Origin of the sequence: Streptomyces sp. NPDC021622, from assembly GCF_040640795.1 — a bacterium.
Classification (GTDB): Bacteria; Actinomycetota; Actinomycetes; order Streptomycetales; family Streptomycetaceae; genus Streptomyces.
The window spans coordinates 203,025-219,298 of the sequence record NZ_JBFACK010000009.1; the positions used below are offsets into that span (position 1 = coordinate 203,025).

General features: G+C 72.3%; 15 protein-coding genes and 1 pseudogene. 9 read left to right on the forward strand and 7 right to left on the reverse strand.

What is annotated here, in order from left to right; all coding sequences use genetic code 11:
* The first annotated feature begins 12 nt into the window (after positions 1-12).
* The 3 genes from meaB to AB0G47_RS19835 all read left to right on the forward strand — a co-directional run bounded on the left by meaB (position 13) and on the right by AB0G47_RS19835 (position 2,813).
* On the forward strand, positions 13-1,011 hold the full coding sequence (gene meaB / locus AB0G47_RS19825) for a methylmalonyl Co-A mutase-associated GTPase MeaB (protein ID WP_360771347.1): 999 nt from the start codon (positions 13-15) through the stop codon (positions 1,009-1,011).
* Between the two features lie 186 nt (positions 1,012-1,197).
* A complete protein-coding gene (locus AB0G47_RS19830; RefSeq protein ID WP_360771350.1) occupies positions 1,198-2,271 on the forward strand; it encodes an enoyl-CoA hydratase/isomerase family protein in 1,074 nt (357 codons plus the stop codon).
* Entirely contained in the window at positions 2,268-2,813 is a 546-nt protein-coding gene (locus AB0G47_RS19835; protein WP_360771353.1) for a GNAT family N-acetyltransferase, read from the forward strand. Before AB0G47_RS19830 ends, AB0G47_RS19835 begins: the two co-directional genes overlap by 4 nt.
* Here AB0G47_RS19835 and AB0G47_RS19840 read toward each other — a convergent pair.
* From AB0G47_RS19840 to AB0G47_RS19850, 3 genes are all read right to left on the reverse strand, one after another.
* A complete protein-coding gene (locus AB0G47_RS19840; protein ID WP_360771356.1) occupies positions 2,791-3,246 on the reverse strand; it encodes a hypothetical protein in 456 nt (151 codons plus the stop codon). The genes AB0G47_RS19835 and AB0G47_RS19840 overlap by 23 nt on opposite strands.
* A 95-nt stretch (positions 3,247-3,341) precedes the next feature.
* Entirely contained in the window at positions 3,342-4,079 is a 738-nt protein-coding gene (locus tag AB0G47_RS19845) for an ABC transporter permease (RefSeq protein WP_360771359.1), read from the reverse strand.
* A gap of 2 nt (positions 4,080-4,081) precedes the next feature.
* Positions 4,082-5,014 (reverse strand): ATP-binding cassette domain-containing protein, encoded by a 933-nt coding sequence (locus AB0G47_RS19850; protein WP_360771362.1) that lies wholly within the window; start codon positions 5,012-5,014, stop codon positions 4,082-4,084.
* A gap of 108 nt (positions 5,015-5,122) precedes the next feature.
* Between AB0G47_RS19850 and AB0G47_RS19855 the strand changes: the two genes are divergently transcribed.
* The 3 genes from AB0G47_RS19855 (at position 5,123) to AB0G47_RS19865 (ending at position 8,323) form a co-directional block, all read left to right on the forward strand.
* Positions 5,123-6,337: a histidine kinase gene (locus AB0G47_RS19855; protein ID WP_360771365.1), complete on the forward strand. Its 1,215-nt coding sequence runs from the start codon at positions 5,123-5,125 to the stop codon at positions 6,335-6,337.
* 14 nt (positions 6,338-6,351) lie between these two features.
* Positions 6,352-7,014 (forward strand): response regulator transcription factor, encoded by a 663-nt coding sequence (locus tag AB0G47_RS19860; RefSeq protein WP_266869283.1) that lies wholly within the window; start codon positions 6,352-6,354, stop codon positions 7,012-7,014.
* 151 nt (positions 7,015-7,165) lie between these two features.
* Positions 7,166-8,323, forward strand: coding sequence for an ROK family transcriptional regulator (locus AB0G47_RS19865; protein WP_360771367.1), 1,158 nt, complete (start codon positions 7,166-7,168; stop codon positions 8,321-8,323).
* A 118-nt stretch (positions 8,324-8,441) separates the two neighbouring features.
* Here AB0G47_RS19865 and AB0G47_RS19870 read toward each other — a convergent pair whose 3' ends face one another.
* Positions 8,442-9,203 (reverse strand): GntR family transcriptional regulator, encoded by a 762-nt coding sequence (locus tag AB0G47_RS19870; protein WP_360771370.1) that lies wholly within the window; start codon positions 9,201-9,203, stop codon positions 8,442-8,444.
* A gap of 266 nt (positions 9,204-9,469) precedes the next feature.
* Entirely contained in the window at positions 9,470-10,360 is an 891-nt protein-coding gene (gene sigJ, locus AB0G47_RS19875) for an RNA polymerase sigma factor SigJ (RefSeq protein WP_360771373.1), read from the reverse strand.
* 190 nt (positions 10,361-10,550) lie between these two features.
* Here sigJ and AB0G47_RS19880 point away from each other — a divergent pair, with 190 nt between their 5' ends.
* On the forward strand, positions 10,551-11,396 hold the full coding sequence (locus tag AB0G47_RS19880; protein WP_360771376.1) for an alpha/beta fold hydrolase: 846 nt from the start codon (positions 10,551-10,553) through the stop codon (positions 11,394-11,396).
* Between the two features lie 24 nt (positions 11,397-11,420).
* On the opposite strand, the pseudogene AB0G47_RS19885 reads toward AB0G47_RS19880, so the two are convergent.
* Positions 11,421-12,257, reverse strand: a pseudogene (locus AB0G47_RS19885) (DMT family transporter); the annotation flags it as partial.
* Positions 12,258-12,462: 205 nt separating this feature from the next.
* Between AB0G47_RS19885 and AB0G47_RS19890 the strand changes: the two are divergent.
* Positions 12,463-13,908: a PLP-dependent aminotransferase family protein gene (locus AB0G47_RS19890; RefSeq protein ID WP_360771691.1), complete on the forward strand. Its 1,446-nt coding sequence runs from the start codon at positions 12,463-12,465 to the stop codon at positions 13,906-13,908.
* Here the strand turns inward: AB0G47_RS19890 and AB0G47_RS19895 are convergent.
* Entirely contained in the window at positions 13,866-14,276 is a 411-nt protein-coding gene (locus AB0G47_RS19895; protein WP_360771378.1) for a VOC family protein, read from the reverse strand. The two genes, AB0G47_RS19890 and AB0G47_RS19895, sit on opposite strands and share 43 nt — an antisense overlap.
* Before the next feature lie 285 nt (positions 14,277-14,561).
* On the opposite strand from AB0G47_RS19895, the gene AB0G47_RS19900 reads away from it, so the two are divergent.
* A complete protein-coding gene (locus tag AB0G47_RS19900) occupies positions 14,562-16,145 on the forward strand; it encodes an alkaline phosphatase D family protein (RefSeq protein ID WP_360771381.1) in 1,584 nt (527 codons plus the stop codon).
* Positions 16,146-16,274: the final 129 nt, after the last annotated feature.

Consider the following 16,274-nt stretch of genomic DNA (forward strand, 5'->3'; position numbering starts at 1 on the left):
GCCGGTGAGCCGATGGCCCCGACGATCGACATCGACACGTACGTCAAGGGCGTACTCGACGGGAAGCGGGCGCAGATCGCCCGCGCGATCACACTCGTCGAGTCGACCAGACCCCAACACCGGGCCCTCGCCCAGGAGTTGCTGACCGAGCTGCTCCCGCACAGCGGGCGGGCGCGGCGGATCGGCATCAGCGGGGTGCCCGGCGTGGGCAAGTCCACGTTCATCGACGCGCTCGGCACCATGCTGACGGGTCTCGGCCACCGGGTCGCGGTCCTGGCCGTCGACCCGTCCTCCACCCGCACGGGCGGTTCCATCCTCGGCGACAAGACGAGGATGGAACGCCTCGCGGTGGACCCGTCCGCGTTCGTACGCCCGTCCCCCACCGCAGGGACGCTCGGCGGGGTCGCGAAGGCCACACGCGAGTCGATCGTGGTGATGGAGGCCGCGGGCTACGACGTGGTGCTTGTGGAGACGGTGGGCGTGGGCCAGTCGGAGACGGCGGTCGCGAACATGGTCGACTCCTTCCTGCTGCTCAGCCTGGCCCGCACCGGCGACCAGCTCCAGGGCATCAAGAAGGGCGTCCTGGAACTCGCGGACGTCCTCGCGATCAACAAGGCGGACGGCCCGCACGAACGGGACGCCCGCTCGGCGGCCCGCGAACTGGCGGGCGCGCTGCGCCTGATGCACCCGGCGGACGCGGCATGGACTCCCCCGGTGCTCAGCTGCAGCGCGCGGGAGTCCAGCGGCCTTGACGAGGTCTGGGACCGCCTGGAACAGCACCGCACGCTCCTGGACTCCACGGGCCGCCTGTCCGCCAAGCGGCGCGACCAGCAGGTCGACTGGACCTGGACCATGGTCCAGGACGAACTCCTGGACCGCCTCCGCGCCCACACCGAGGTACGAAGCCTTGCTCCACTCCTCGAACAGGGCGTCCGGGAGGGCACGTTGACGGCGACGTCGGCGGCGGAACGGATCCTGGAGGCGTTTCAGGGCGGGGGGTCCATTGGGTAGCGCCCCGAGGGGGCGCGCCCCCGAAGGGGCGCGGGGCTGTGACATGTGCGGCTCCGCCGCGTGGGCGCGACCAGCCACAACGAACCCGCGGACGAGTACTGCACTCACCGCTTAGGCTCGCTCACGTGTCTGCCGTGCCCCGCGCGCCGACCGCCCCATGTGCCAGCGAAGGAGCCAACTCAGCCCATGACGCCCGCCTCCGTCGACGCCACCGCCCCGGTCCTCCTCCACACCCGCGGCCGCGCAGCGCACATCGTCCTCAACCGGCCGCGCGCCATCAACGCCCTCAACCACGCCATGGTGCGTCTGATGGACGACGCCCTCACCGACTGGGAACGGGACGACGCGATCCGGACCGTGGTGCTCACCGGGGCCGGCGAGCGGGGGCTGTGCGCCGGGGGTGACATCCGCTCCATCCACGACGACATCCGCGCGGGCGGCGGCGCCGCCTCGGTGGCGTTCTGGCGCGACGAGTACCGGCTCAACGCCCGCATCGCCCGCTTCCCGAAGCCGTACGTCGCCGTGATGGACGGCATCGTGATGGGCGGCGGTGTCGGCGTATCGGCGCACGGCGGCGTGCGGATCGTCACCGAGCGGTCCCGGATCGCCATGCCGGAGACCGGCATCGGCTTCGTGCCGGACGTCGGCGGCACCTATCTGCTGACGCGGACGCCCGGCGAGCTCGGCACCCATCTCGCGCTGACCGGCACCACGGTGGGCGCGGCGGACGCGCTGCTCTGCGGCCTCGCCGACCACTACGTACCCTCGGAGCGCATCGCGGAGTTCACCGGGGCGCTGGCCGGCTCGGACGTGGACGATGTGCTCGGCACGTACGCGACCACCGCGCCCGAAGGCGAACTGGCCGCGCACCGCGAGTGGATCGACGCCTGTTACGCCGCCGACTCGGTCGAGGAGATCGTCGGCCGGCTGTACGACTCCGGCGACCCGGCGGCCAAGGAGGCGGCCGAGACCGTCCTCGCCAAGTCCCCCACGTCCTTGAAGGTCACGCTCGCCTCGCTGCGCCGGGCCCGCGCGCTCGCCACTCTTGAGCAGGTGCTCGAGCAGGAGTACCGCGTCTCCCGCGCCGCGATCACGGCGCCGGACATGGTGGAGGGCATCCGCGCCCAGGTCGTGGACAAGGATCGCGACCCGCACTGGTCCCCCGCCGAACTCGCCCAGGTGACCGACGCCGAGGTGGCCCGCCACTTCGAACGCCACGGCGAGGGCCTTGGGCTTGCCCCAGCGGAAGGCACCCGTTGACCACGCTGCTCACGCCGCGTCTCCTGCTCCGACGCTGGCGCGAGGCCGACATCGCCCCGATGACCACGATCAACTCCGACCCGGAGGTGATGCGCTGGATCGGCGACGGCTCGGTGCACGACCAGGAGGAGCAGACGCGGAGCAGCCTGGCGCTGTGGGAACACGGGTGGGAGACCGAGGGGTTCGGCCTTTTCGCCGTGGAGGTCCGTGCCACCGGTGAACTCGCCGGGTTCACCGGTCTGTCCGTGCCGCACTACCTGCCCGAGGTGCTGCCTGCCGTCGAGATCGGCTGGCGTCTCGGCCGCCCCTTCTGGGGACGGGGCCTGGCCACCGAGGCGGCGCGCGCCGCGCTCGACTTCGGCCTGGGCGACCGTGGCCTTGAGCGGATCGTCAGCATCGTCCAGGTGGGCAACGACGCGTCGGAGCGCGTCATGAACAAGCTCGGCATGCGCGTGGAGCGGGGGACCGTGGATCCCGCCTGCGGGCGCCCCGTCCGGGTGCACGCGGTGACCGCGTCCGCTACGGCGGATCGATCTCCGTGACGACGGCTATGAGCTGGAACGGCAGTTCCTTGTCCCACTGGGAGACGCCGAGGGCCACCCACCGCCCGTCGACGCGCCACAGGTGCAGGTCCGGCACCGAGGAGCTCAGCGAGCCCCACGGCTCCGGTATGTCCTCGCCCGCGCCGTCCTCGCCGCCGCTCAGCGTCCGCTCGAGGAGGCTGTCGAGGCTGAACAGGTCCGGCGCTCCCCAGCGGTGGGTCAGGAGCACCGATAGGCCGTCGCGCTCGGCCTCGTACTGCTCCTCGGTCGCCTCCCACGCGGTGCCGTCGTCCTCCCAGAAGTCCTCGCTCGTGAGTAACTCGGCGATGTGATAGCCGGGACCGCCGGCGCCCGCGTCCGACCTGCCGTGCTCCGCGGGGAACTCCCGGGAGCACAGCAGGTCGATCGTGGCGAGATGCTGTGCCGTACTCATGGCATCCAGTAAAGCGGCCACCACTGACAACTGGCCCGCTGCCAGGCCCCGGAGGTCGCATTCCGGCCGCCCGTCTCACGCGTCGCGCCTCCGTCTCACGCGTCGCGCCGCCGCACCGCCCACCACCCGGCGAGCAGCGCGGCCGCCGCCCACGCCGCCGAGACGGCAAGTCCCGCCCAGGGGCCGAGCGTTCCCGTCGGATCCTCGTGGAGCACCTGCTGCCCCGCCTGGTCGGGCAGGTAGGCGGCGACTCCGCTCGCCACGTCACCGACCACGAAGGACACGATCAGCGTGAAGGGGATGAGGATGCTCAGCACCGCGACCCCGCTGCGCAGCACCATGGTCAGGCCCGCCGCGAGCAGCGCCATGAGGGCGAGGTAGATCCCGCCGCCGACGCACGCGCGCACCGCCCCGTCATGGCCGAGGCCGATGGCCGCGTCCCCCATGAAGGCCTGCCCGGACAGGAACGCCGCGAAGCTGGTGACGATCCCCGTGGCCAGGGCGAGCGCGCCCACCACCGCGACCTTGGCGCCGTAGAAGAGCCCTCTCCTCGGCACCGCGGCGAGCGAGATCCGCAGGGCGCCGTTCACGTACTCGGACGACATCGCCGTCGTACCGAAACTGATGGCCGCGATCTGGCCGAAGTTGAGCGCGTAGAAGGCGCCGAAGAGCGGTTCGAAGTCGGCGTTGTCCGACTCCGCCTCGCCGACCGCGGCGAACGCGAGGACCGTGATGGCGACGGTGGCGACGAAGACGGAGATCAGCGAACCGAGGCTGGCCCGCACCGACTTGATCTTGATCCACTCCGAGTGGAGCACGGCGGTCGTCGACATGGTCAGGCCTCCTGGCGGGGCTTGGGTGCGGCGGCCGCGAACTCGGTGTCACCGGCCGTGAGGGACAGATAAGCCTGCTCCAAGGAGGCCTGTTCGTCGGAGAGTTCGAGGATGGGGATGCCGTGCCCGGCTGCGATCGACCCGATCTCCTCGGCCTTCACTCCGTCGACGCTCCAGCGGCCGTCGTCCGCCGCCACCAGCGCGTGCCCCTTTCCAGCCAGGACATCGCGCAGGCGGTCGTGCTCCGGAGTACGCAGCCTCACCCGGGGCCTGCTGTGTGCCTCGATGAAATCCCGCATCGGGGTATCGGCGAGCAGCCTGCCCCTGCCGAGTACGACGAGGTCGTCGGCGAACGTGGCCGTCTCGTTCATGAGATGGCTTGACACAAGCACCGTGCGACCCTCGCGGGCGAGCCTGCGCATCAACTCGCGGATCCAGATGATGCCTTCGGGGTCCAGGCCGTTGGACGGCTCGTCCAGGAGCACCACGCGCGGATCGCCGAGCAGCGCGCCCGCGATGCCCAGGCGCTGGCGCATGCCCAGGGAGTACGTCTTGATGCGGCGCCCTGCCACCTTGGTGAGCCCCGTCTCCTCCAGGACCTCGTCCACGCGGCGCACGGCGATGCGGTTGCTGACGGCGAGGGCGAGCAGGTGGTTGCGTGCGGTGCGCGAGCCGTGGGCGGCCTGGGCGTCGAGCAGCGCTCCCACGTGGCGCAGGGGTTCGTCGAGGGACGCGTAGGAGCGGCCGCCGACCGTCGCGGTCCCCGAGGTGGGCCGGTCGAGGCCGAGGAGGAGGCGCATGGTGGTGGACTTGCCGGCGCCGTTGGGGCCGAGGAATCCGGTGACCCGGCCGGGCCGGACGGTGAACGTCAGTCCGTCGACCGCGCGGGTGGTGCCGTACTCCTTGGTGAGCTCTTGGACGTCGATGCTGGTCATGGGCCCAGCCTCGCGGCCGCGGAGTCATCGGGGCTTCCCCCGCCCGGGGATTGCCTCTCCCCCTCACGGGGGAGCCGTGCGCCGCCGCCCGCCTGGCACGATGACGGGATGCCCCGCTTCTTCAGGCCTCTCACGCGCGCCGTCACGTACACCCGGTGGCTGCACATGCTCGTCGGCGCGGGCATCGCGCTGATCTGCGCGTCCGTCTACCCGGGCCTGGACAGTCCCTCGTTCGGTGACTGGATGCTGATCGTGGCGCTGCCCGTCCCGCTGGTCGCCGCGGCGGCCCTGGTGCCCGCCATGCGCCGGGCGGAGGGGCTCCAGGCACGCCTGATGCTCGTTCCCGGGCAGCACGCGCGCGTGAAGGGCGGTGGCGAGGATTCCGGTATCTCCGTGACGCCCTCTGCTTCATGGAGCGATCGCGGCAGGACGGCGGTGTGGCTCGTGCTGCGTCTGGAGGCGGGGTGCGCGGCCGTCTTCGTCACCGTCCAGTGTCTTGGCACCGCCCTCGTCATGCTGGGAGGGGCGACGGAGCCTCCCGAGAGCTCCGGCGTGCTCGTCCCTCTCCCCGGCCAGGGCTTGACCAACCTGCTGCTCACGCCGATCCCCGTCCTGGTGCTCATGGCGGTGGTCGTGGTGGCGGGCCGACTGATGACCGCCGCCGCCCGCAGGCTGCTCGGCCCCTCGCCCTCCGAGCGGCTTGCCGCCCTGGAGGAGCGCACGGAGCAGCTCCTCGAACGCACCCGGATCGCCCGGGAGCTGCACGACTCCATCGGTCACGCGCTGACCGTCGCGGTCGTCCAGGCGGGTGCCGCGCGGGCCGCCGCCGACCCCGAGTTCACCGACCGCGCCCTGGACGCGATCGAGGAGACCGGCAGGGCAGCCCTCGAAGACCTGGAGCGTGTCCTGCGGGTGCTGCGCGAGGACGAGCGGCCCGCGAGCCGGCGCCCCACGCTCGCCGACGCCGAACGCCTCCTGGAGTCCGCGCGCGCCTCGGGAGCGAAGGTCGACACCGAGGTGACGGGCCCCCTGGAGAGCGTCCCCGGACCGGTGTCCCGGGAGGGCTATCGCATGCTCCAGGAGTCCCTCACCAACGTGCTGCGCCACTCCGGTCCGGTCCCGGTGCGAGTCCGGATCGCGGTCGACGACGGGGTCCTGGACATGGACGTGCGCAACGCGCTGCCCGCCGGAACACCGGCGACCGGCCGGGGCGGCAGCGGTCTTCGCGGCATCCGCGAGCGCGCCACGCTGCTCGGCGGCCGGGCCACCACGGGTCCGTACGACGGCGAATGGCAGGTGCACGTCGAACTGCCGCTTGGGTGATCTACGCTGACCGGATGCCGGTCACAGTGCTCCTGGTCGACGACGAACCCCTCGTACGCACGGGCCTGCGCGCCGTTCTGGAGGCGCAGCCCGACATCGAGGTGGTCGGCGAGGCGGCCGACGGCGCCGCGGTGATCCCCCTGGTGCGGCAGCTGCGGCCCGACGTGGTCGCGATGGACGTGCGCATGCCGCTCCTCGACGGCATCGAGGCCACCCGCGCGGTCCTTCGCACGGTGCAGGACCCGCCGAAGATCCTCGTGGTGACGACCTTCGAGAACGACGAGTACGTGTACGAGGCGCTGCGCGCGGGCGCCGACGGTTTCCTGCTCAAGCGCGCCAGGCCCGCCGAGATCGTGAACGCGGTCCGTCTGGTCGCGGAGGGCGAGTCCCTGCTGTTCCCGGCGGCGGTGCGGCAGCTCGCGGGCGAGTACGGGCGCCGCCCCGGCAACGCGGCGGCGCGGGACACGCTCGACCGGGCGGCGCTGACCGAACGCGAGGCGGACGTGCTGCGCCTTATGGCGCGCGGCCTGTCGAACGCGGAGATCGCCGCGGAGCTGATCGTCGGCGCCGAGACGGTCAAGTCCCATGTCAGTTCCGTGCTCGGCAAACTGGGGGCCCGCGACCGGACGCAGGCGGTGATCGCCGCGTACGAATCCGGTTTCGTCGCGCCGGGATGAGGGGCGCCCGGATGAAGCGGGCCCGGATGAGGGGCACCTGGATGAAGGGCGCCGACCGGCACTCTCCGTCACGGACGGGCCCGGCACTCGCAGCGGCCCGCCCCTGCGAGTACGATCCGCCCAACATGCGCACGAGCTGGGAGGACGGACGTTGGGGCGGCTGACCGGCGGGGATCCCTCTCTGCTGCGGCGGATCAACTCCGCGGTGGTGCTGCACGCGCTGCGTGCGGCGGACCTCGCGACACTCACCGAGGTCACGCGGGTGACCGGCCTGTCCAGGCCCACCGTCGAGGGGGTCGTCGAGGGGCTCATCGAGGCCGGGCTCGTGGTGGAGACCGCCGCCGAGGAAGGCGCGGCACGACGCCAGGGACGGCCCGCGCGGAGGTTCCGCTTCCGCGCCGAAGCGGGCCATCTGCTGGGCCTGGAGATCGGCCCGCATCGGGTGGCCGCGGTGTTGTCTGACCTCGACGGCCGGGTCCTTGGCACGACGGCCAAGGACGTGGACGAGACCGCCCCGGCGGACGAGCGCATCGAGCGCCTGCGCACGGCGGTCGCGGATCTTCTGCGCCGCGCCGGGATCGCCCGCAGCTCACTGCGCGCGGTCGGCGTGGGCAGCCCCGGCATCGTGGAGGCGGACGGCACGGTGCGCCTGGGCACGGCCCTTCCGGAGTGGACAGGACTGCCCCTGGGCGAGCGCCTGCGCCGGTCGTTCAAGTGCCCGGTCCTGGTGGAGAACGACGCGAACACGGCGGCCGTCGCCGAGCACTGGAAGGGCGCGGCGACCGAGGTCGACGACGTGGTGTTCGTCCTCGCCGGTCTCAGTCCGGGAGCCGGTGCACTGATCGGCGGACGTCTGCACCGCGGCTACGGCGGCGCGGCCGGCGAGATCGGCGCCCTGCATCTGCTGGGCCGTGACGTCACCCCGGAGACGCTCCTCTCGACCACGGACGAGCCGCTGCACCCGCTCGACGAGCAGGCGGTGGCGGAGGTGTTCGCGCACGCGCGTGAGGGCGACGAACGGGCACGGCAGGCCGTCGAGCGGTTCATCCAGCGCCTGGTGCACGACGTGGCGGCCCTGGTACTCGCCCTGGACCCCGAGCTGGTCGTGGTGGGCGGCTGGGCGGCCGGCCTCGACGGCGTACTGGAGCCGCTGCGCCGAGAGCTGGCCCGCTACTGCCTGCGCCCGCCCCGGGTGGCCCTGTCGATGCTCGGCGAGGCCGCGGTGGCAACGGGCGCCCTACGCCTGGCCCTGGACCACGTCGAGGAACAACTCTTCGCAGTGGAGGGAACGGTCACCGCACGGCGTTGAGGTCGAGCGGGGCACCCGGCGTCACGCCGCGCCCAACGCTGGACGACCGGCACCAGCCGCTCACCGTGCAGGCGACGACCACCCCAGGGGGCCGCGTCCGACGGTCGGCTGTCCAGGTTCAGGAAGCGCGCCGCTCCGGGCCATGGTGGATTTCGACGCCGCCTGCGTCACCGAAGGTGAGGCGGCAGGTGTCGGCGCGGTACGTCGCCGCCGAGACCGCGGCCGTGCGGCCCTCGGAGAAGAAGCGGGTCGTCACGACGAGGACCGGCGCTCCGGGCAGGCGGTCGAGTGCCTTGGCGTCGTCCGCGCGGGCCGAGCCGAGCTCGACGGCCCGGTCCTGTCCTTCGAGGCCGAGCCGCTGCAGCTCGCGCAGCACCGCACGCGCGCGTGCCGGTCCCGACGGGGCGTCGATGGCGGAGAGTTCGGGGACCGATGACATCGGTACGTAGAGGAGTTCGGCCGCGACGGGCTGGCCGTGCGAGACGCGGGTGCGGCGCACCACGTGCACCTCCTCATCGGGGAGGGCCGCAAGCATCCGGGCCACTTCCGCGGGCGGGACCGCCGGCGCGCAGTCCGCGGGCTGCCAGGCGTCGCCGACCGCGCCCGGCCATGCGCCCTGCGCCGATCCGACGGCCACACCCATCCGCGGCGGGGCGACGGTCGTGCCGACACCGCGGCGCCGCTGCAGCCTGCCTTCCAGCTCCAGTTGCTCGAGCGCCTGACGGAGCGTGGCGCGTGCGACGCCGAACCGGGCGGCGAGGTCACGTTCGTTGGGCAGGATCTCGCCGACGGAGAACTCGGAGTCGAGTGCCTCGCTGAGCACCGTCTTGAGGTGCCAGTACTTCGGCTCCGGCGCCGTTTCCAACTGCGTGGTCCCCACCCTGTCCTCCGCAATCGCTGTGTACCGGCGGCGTTTAAGCGCCCTTGTTTATTAAAGGTTCCTGCACTATCTCTGGCGACGATAGGCCCGCACCCACCCTTGGTCAAGACCAATCCTCGATCCGTTACAGCGCGCACAGGGCCGATGCCACAGAGCATTCACGCGATGTTGGCACCGCGTCACGCACTCGTAGCGAACAAGACAAAACCCCCGTCCCAAGTGGACGGGGGTTGGCCGAATGCCGCTACAGGGACGCCAATTGGCCGCTATGCGGCCAGACCGGCTAGTTTGTCCGGGTTGCGGATGATGTACAGGTCCTTGATCTGGCCGTCGGCGACGTCGAGTTGGAAGACGACGTCCGGCTTTCCGTCGACCAGACCGAGCACCGCACCGGCGCCGTTGAGCTCGACGAAGCGGAACTCGACATCCGCGTCGGCAGCCAGGCCCTTGCGGCTCGCGCCGACGAGGAAGCGGCCCACCTTGTCGGCCGTCTCGATGATGCGCAGCGGGGCCTTGGCCTTGCCGCCGCTGTCGCCCACCAGGCGGACGTCCGGGGCGAGCAGGGACATCAGCCCGTCCAGGTCACCTTCGGCCGCCGCGGCAAGGAAGCGCTCCGTCAGGTCCCTGCGCTCGTCCGGGTCGACTTCGTAGCGCGGCCGCTTCTCGTCGACATGCTTACGGGCCCGCGCGGCGAGCTGCCGCACCGCGGACTCGCCGCGGTCCAGCGTGACGGCGATCTCCGAGAACGGGAAACCGAAGGCCTCCCGCAGCACGAACACCGCACGCTCCAGGGGCGAGAGGGACTCCAGGACGACCAGGACGGCGAGCGACACGGAGTCGGCGAGCACCGCCCGCTCGGCGGTGTCGGGGACGGTCGGCCCGAAGTCCGTGACCAGCGGCTCGGGCAGCCACGGCCCCACGTACGACTCACGCCGGGACTGCACGTGCCGCAGTCGGTCGATGGCGAGGCGCGTCGTGACGCGCACCAAGTAGGCGCGCGGTTCGCGCACTTGCGCATGGTCGGCCGTCGACCAGCGCAGCCAAGCGTCCTGCACCACATCCTCGGCGTCGGCCACCCGGCCGAGCATGCGGTAGGCCACGCCCATCAGGACGGGCCGATGTTCTTCGAAGTCGCTGGTCGCGGTGTCCGTTGCCACCCCTCCATCCCAGCCGACGGATCCCCCGCTGTCCAGACGAAAGGGGTGCGGCGCGGCACACACCGTCGAGCGGCACCGGCACGCCCCTTGAACTCGGAGCTACTGAGCGGTAATTGTTGCTGACAAGGTGTCTACAAGGTGACCGGTTTGATCAGGGGACCGTCGCCCGCCGGCGGGGACAGGAGCAGCAATGGCCACAGAGGTGTCCTTCAGCGTCGAATCGCCCGACGGCCCCCGGACGGTGTCCGTCGCCCACGAACGCGCGGGCAAGGGCGAGCCGCTGCTCCTGCTGCACGGCATCGGCCACCACCTCCAGGCCTGGGACCCGGTGTTCGGGCTTCTCGCCACGGAGTACGACGTCATCGCCGTGGACCTGCCGGGCTTCGGCGCGTCCCCCGCGCTGCCCGACGGTCTCGCGTACAACGCCTCGACGGTGGTGTCCGCGCTCGGCGCGCTGTGCGAGACCCTGGAGATCGAACGCCCGCATGTGGCGGGCAACTCGCTGGGCGGCCTGCTCGCCCTGGAGCTGGGCCGCGAGAAGCTGGTGCGCTCGGTCACCGCGCTCTCCCCTGCCGGGTTCTGGAGCCCCGCCGAGCGGCGGTACGCATTCACCACGCTGCTCGCGATGCGGCACGGAGCGCGGCTCCTTCCGCTGCCGGCGATCGAGCGGCTCGCGGCGACGGCCGCCGGGCGTGCGGCGCTGACCAGCACCATCTACGCCCGCCCCGGCCGCCGTTCACCGGAGGCCGTGGTCGCCGAGACGCTCGCGCTGCGCGGCGCCACCGGGTTCGAGAAGACCCTGTCCGCAGGCCGCGACGTGCTCTTCGCCGACGACGTGCCCGGGCTTCCGGTCACCGTCGCGTGGGGCACCCGTGACCGGATCCTGCTCCGCCGCCAGGGCATCCGGGCCAAGCACGCGGTCCCCGAAGCCCGGCTCGTGCGGCTGCCCGGCTGCGGGCACGTCCCGATGAACGACGACCCGGCCCTGGTCACGCGGGTCATCGCCGACACCTGCCGGCGCGCCGCGGCCGCGTAGGACTCCCGAGCCCAGGGCGACACCGGCGCCGACCAGTGCGCTCCCGACGGCCTGCGGGACGCCGTAGGTGCCGGTGCCGACCAGCGGGGCCGTGCAGGCCGCCGCCACGGGAATGAGGCCGGAGAAGAGGGTGGCCCGCTCGGCTCCGATGCGCTGGATGCCCGAGTACCAGCAGACGAACCCGATGACGGTGACGATCGCCGCCTGCCACAGCAGGGCAGCCGCCTCGGTGGCGTCGGGCATCGGCAGCCACCCGCCGCCGTCGACCACGATCCCGATGACGGCGGACTCCACCGCGGCGATCCCGCACACCGTGGCGGACAGGAGCTTCGGGCCGAGCGGCCGCAGGACGGGGACGGCGAGCACCGCGAACCCGACCTCGCCCGCGAGCGCGCCCACCGAGAAGACGATGCCCACCGTGTCGGTGCGCCCCCACCCCTGCACGGCGAAGGCACCCGCGGCGACGATCAACGCGCCGTACATGACGGCCCGTTGCGGTCGACGGCCCTCCAGGAGCGGCACGATGACGGCCACGACGACCGGCGCGCACCCTACGAGGACACCCGGTACGGCAGGTTCCGCCGTGCGTTCGGCCGCGAGGATCGCCAGGTTGAAGCCGACCATGCCGACGGCGGCGAGCAGCGCGAGGCGCCCCCACTGGCGGGGTGCGAGACGGCGCAGCGGTCGGGTGCCGCCGCGCCCGAGCAGCGGCAGGAGCAGCAGGCAGGCCAGGGCGTAGCGGAGGAACTGGCCACCGGCGTACGGGTAGTCGCCGAGGAGGCTGTTGGCGGTGAAGGAGCCGCCCACGAGGAGGCAGGCGAGTGCGGCGAGCAGGGAGCCGCGGGTGAGGTTCGCGTTCATGCCCCTGACACTAGGAACGGACGCGGACCGGTTTAAGGTCCACTTCCGGGGTCTGTTGGGGGACCACTTTCCGGCTCAGGAGGTGCGTGTACCGGTGGCATCGGGTTCGGGCGACGAGGGCGACGAGGGCGGCGAGGCTGCCAAGAGGGCCGAGAGCGAAGTTGCCGAGGCCGCGCGCACAGCTCCGGGCACCCCGGCATGGGAGCTGCTGCTCCCCGCCGCGGCCGCGCCCGCCCGCAGCCGTGGCCGCAGCCTCCAGTCGGCGCTGCGCGACGCGGTCAGGTCCGGGCGGCTCGCTCCGGGGACGCGGCTGCCGTCGAGCCGTGCGCTCGCCACCGATCTGGGCGTCTCGCGGGGTCTTGTCACGGAGGCGTACGAGCAGTTGACGGCCGAGGGCTACCTGCGCAGCGGCCGCGGGGCGGGGACATGGGTGGGCGGCGCGGCGCGGGCGGCCGAGCGCGGGGCGCGCGATCTGGCTCCGCGTCCGGTCCACGCGCGCGTGGACTTCATCGCGGGGACCCCCGACCTGTCCCTGTTCCCGCGCTCGGCATGGGCGGCGGCGCACCGCGGCGTCCTGGCCGATCTGCCGCACGACCAGCTCGGCTACCCGGACCCGCGCGGCCTGCCCCGGCTGCGCACGGCCCTTGCGGAACTCCTGACGCGGCGCCGGGGCGTGGTCGCCGACCCGGAGGGCATCGTCGTGTGCTCCGGAGTGGCGCAGGCGATGGCGCTCATCGGGTTCGTGCTGCACGCGCGCGGGGTGCGCACCGTCGGCGTCGAGGACCCCGGAAGCCCGCAGCACGACGAGCTGTTCGCGTCCGCGGGCGTCTCCACGGTGCCCATGCCGCTCGACGACGAGGGTGTCATCACCGACGTACTCAGGGAGCGTGGTGTGCGCGCGGTCGTCACCACGCCCGCCCACCAGTTCCCGCTGGGCATCGGGTACTCGGCCCGGCGGCGCGCCGAACTCCTCGACTGGGCCCGCGACGTGGACGGTCTGGTCGTCGAGGACGACTACGACGGGGACTTCCGCTACGACAGAACCCCAGTGGGCGCACTGCAGGGGCTCGACCCCGGACATGTCGCGTACACCGGCTCTGTCAGCAAGTCACTTGCTCCGGGGCTGCGTCTTGGCTGGCTGCTCGTGCCCGACGCGATGGCCGATGAGGTGGTCGCCCGCAAGCGCATGATGGACCTAGGCAATCCCGTGCTCGACCAGGCGGTGTTCGCGCGCCTTGTCGAACGCGGGGACTACGACCGGCAGTTGCGCCGCTGCCAGCGCGCCTACCGGGAGCGGCGCGACGCACTGGTCGCGGCGCTCGCGGAGCACTTCCCCGGATCCGAGGTGAGCGGCATCGCCGCCGGGCTCCATGTCATCGCCCGGCTGCCCGGCCGCTGGGGGCCGCAGGAGGCCTTTCTGCGGCGGGCCGCCGCGGCCGGGATCGCGGTGCGGCCGCTGAGCGACTACACACACGCCGACGACGACGCGGCGCGGGGCCCGGGCCTCGCGCTCGTCCTCGGCTACGCCCATCTCTCCCCCGCGCGGCTCGCAGAGGGGGTGCGTCTCCTTGCCGAGGCGGTTCAGGAGTTGGACCACGCCGGTGCGGTTCAGGAGTTGGACCACGCGCGCGTGCAGAGCACCAGGCGGTAGCCGTCGGGGTCCTCGACGGTGACGCCCCATTCGTTCCAGTACGGATTGGGCGACTGGACGCGCTTGCCGCCGTGCTCCTCGAGGCGCGCCACCATCTTGTCGGGCACGGGCCCGTCGAGGTAGATCACGAGCAGGTCCTCCTCGGTGGGCCGGGGCTGCACGGGACGCGCCGCCTCGTGGACGAGTTCCAGGTGCCAGGAGGCGTCGGGTCGGCCGAGCATGAGCAGGTCGTGCTCGCCCGGAGCGGAACCGCCGTTCGCGCGGTAGACGACGTCGAGGCCGAGCCCGCCCGCCCAGAAGCGCTCCGCCGCCGCGAGGTCGCGGGACGGACGGGCGACGCGGATGTGGCTCTGACCGTTGAACGGCATGGGGCTCCCCCTTCGGTGCGGCACGCTCGGCCGCGCACTGCCGGCGCGCTCTGCCGCGCACCGCTGGTGTGAGCGTAGGCAGCGGCTGATCTTGCGGCCATCGGCCGTTCGGTCTCGGTCCGTCGCCCCAGGGGTATGGGGCGGGGGACGTAGGCCATGTGGTGTTCGCACGCCGGTTCCCTTGTCCCCATGGGCAGTTGTTCACTTGTGGTTTGCGTGTGCGCCGCGACGCACCGTTAGTTGTGGCCCTGCACACTGGTCGGACCTGTCACTGGAGGCGCATTCATGTCACACCCGACGCCGAGCCCGTCCCCCCGCCGCCGCAGCGTGCTGCGCGGCTCGCTCGCCCTGCCCGCGGCGCTTGCCGTGCCCGCCCTGGCCGGGGCCGCTCCCGCGCTCTCCCGCTCGGGACGCCCGCGGGCCGAGTGGGGCGTGCAGGCCGGTGACGTGACCGCGCACGCGGGCCTGGTGTGGGTGCGCTCCGACCGCCCGGCCCGCATGGTCGTCGAGACGTCCGCCACCGAGTCGTTCCGCAACCCCACCCGCTGGCACGGCCCGGTGCTGGGCCCGGACACGGACTTCACGGGGACCACGCGGCTGCGCGGGCTGCCCGCCGGCGAGCAGATCCACTACCGCGTGGTGCTCGCCGACCCCGACGACCCGAGACGTACCGGCGAACCGGTCACCGGCACCTTCCGTACGGCGCCGAAGGGGCGCAAGGACGGTGTGCGCTTCCTGTGGTCGGGCGACATCGCGGGCCAGGGGTGGGGCATCAACCCGGACCGCGGCGGCTTCACGGTCTTCGAGGACATGCGCCGCAGGAACCCGGACTTCTTCCTGTGCAGCGGCGACACCATCTACGCCGACGGGCCCATCCTGCCGAGCGTCACGCTGCCCGACGGCCGCGTGTGGCGGAACGTGACCACGGAGGAGAAGTCGAAGGTCGCCGAGACGCTCAAGGAGTTCCGCGGCGCCTTCCGCTACAACCTGCTCGACGAGAACGTGCGGCGCTTCAACGCGCAGGTGCCCTCCATCGTGCAGTGGGACGACCACGAGGTGCGCAACAACTGGTACCCGGGGCAGATCCTGGAGGACGACCGCTACACGGAGAAGAACGTGGACGTGCTCGCGGGGCGCTCGCTGCGGGCGTTCAGCGAGTACTTCCCCATCTCCACGCTGCCGGCCGGTGACAAGGACGGGCGGGTGTACCGGGTCCTCCGGCACGGTCCGCTCCTCGACGTGTTCGTTCTCGACATGCGCTCCTACCGCAACGCCAACTCGCCCGGCAGGCAGCCCGACGAGGCCACCGGCATCCTCGGCGCCGAGCAGCTGAGCTGGCTCAAGCGGGAGCTGTCGCACTCGCGCGCCGTGTGGAAGGTGATCGCCTCGGACATGCCGCTCGGTCTGATCGTGCCCGACGGCAAGGTGAACTTCGAGGCGGTCGCCCAAGGGGATCCCGGCGCGCCCCTCGGGCGTGAGCTGCAGATCGCCGAGCTGCTGCGGCACATCAAGCACCGCGGGATCACGGGGACGCTGTGGCTGACCGCCGATGTGCACTACACGTCGGCGCAGCACTACGACCCGTCGCGGGCGGCGTTCAAGGACTTCGCGCCGTTCTGGGAGTTCGTGTCGGGGCCGCTGGCCGCCGGCGGTTTCCAGGCGCTGAAGCTGGACGGGACGTTCGGTCCCGAGCAGCGGTTCGTGAAGGCGCCGAACCGCGCCAACACCTCGCCGGCCGAGACGCCGCAGTACTTCGGCGAGGTCGACATCGACGGCGGGAGCGGCGAGCTGACGGTGCGGCTGCGGCAGGAGGGCGGCGAGGTGCTCTTCAGCAAGGTGCTGCAGCCGGGCCGGGTGGGGCAGGACTGAGCGCAACCCGCGGACGGTCGGCCGGCGTCACCCAAGACGTCAAGTCCGGACCCGAAGCGGGAGCGAATAGTCACCAAAGGGGCAAAGGGCGTCTTAACCCATCAGTCACAAAGCGTTCGTGATCACGCA

Excerpts from the sequence above, each read along its gene's own strand:
- meaB (WP_360771347.1), top strand. The coding sequence starts at position 13 with ATGGCCCCGACGATCGACATCGACACGTACGTCAAGGGCGTACTCGAC.
- AB0G47_RS19845 (WP_360771359.1), bottom strand. The coding sequence starts at position 4,079 with ATGTCGACGACCGCCGTGCTCCACTCGGAGTGGATCAAGATCAAGTCG.
- AB0G47_RS19850 (WP_360771362.1), bottom strand. The coding sequence starts at position 5,014 with ATGACCAGCATCGACGTCCAAGAGCTCACCAAGGAGTACGGCACCACC.
- AB0G47_RS19830 (WP_360771350.1), top strand. The coding sequence starts at position 1,198 with ATGACGCCCGCCTCCGTCGACGCCACCGCCCCGGTCCTCCTCCACACC.
- AB0G47_RS19880 (WP_360771376.1), top strand. The coding sequence starts at position 10,551 with ATGGCCACAGAGGTGTCCTTCAGCGTCGAATCGCCCGACGGCCCCCGG.
- AB0G47_RS19860 (WP_266869283.1), top strand. The coding sequence starts at position 6,352 with ATGCCGGTCACAGTGCTCCTGGTCGACGACGAACCCCTCGTACGCACG.
- AB0G47_RS19895 (WP_360771378.1), bottom strand. The coding sequence starts at position 14,276 with ATGCCGTTCAACGGTCAGAGCCACATCCGCGTCGCCCGTCCGTCCCGC.
- AB0G47_RS19900 (WP_360771381.1), top strand. The coding sequence starts at position 14,562 with ATGTCACACCCGACGCCGAGCCCGTCCCCCCGCCGCCGCAGCGTGCTG.
- AB0G47_RS19855 (WP_360771365.1), top strand. The coding sequence starts at position 5,123 with ATGCCCCGCTTCTTCAGGCCTCTCACGCGCGCCGTCACGTACACCCGG.
- AB0G47_RS19840 (WP_360771356.1), bottom strand. The coding sequence starts at position 3,246 with ATGAGTACGGCACAGCATCTCGCCACGATCGACCTGCTGTGCTCCCGG.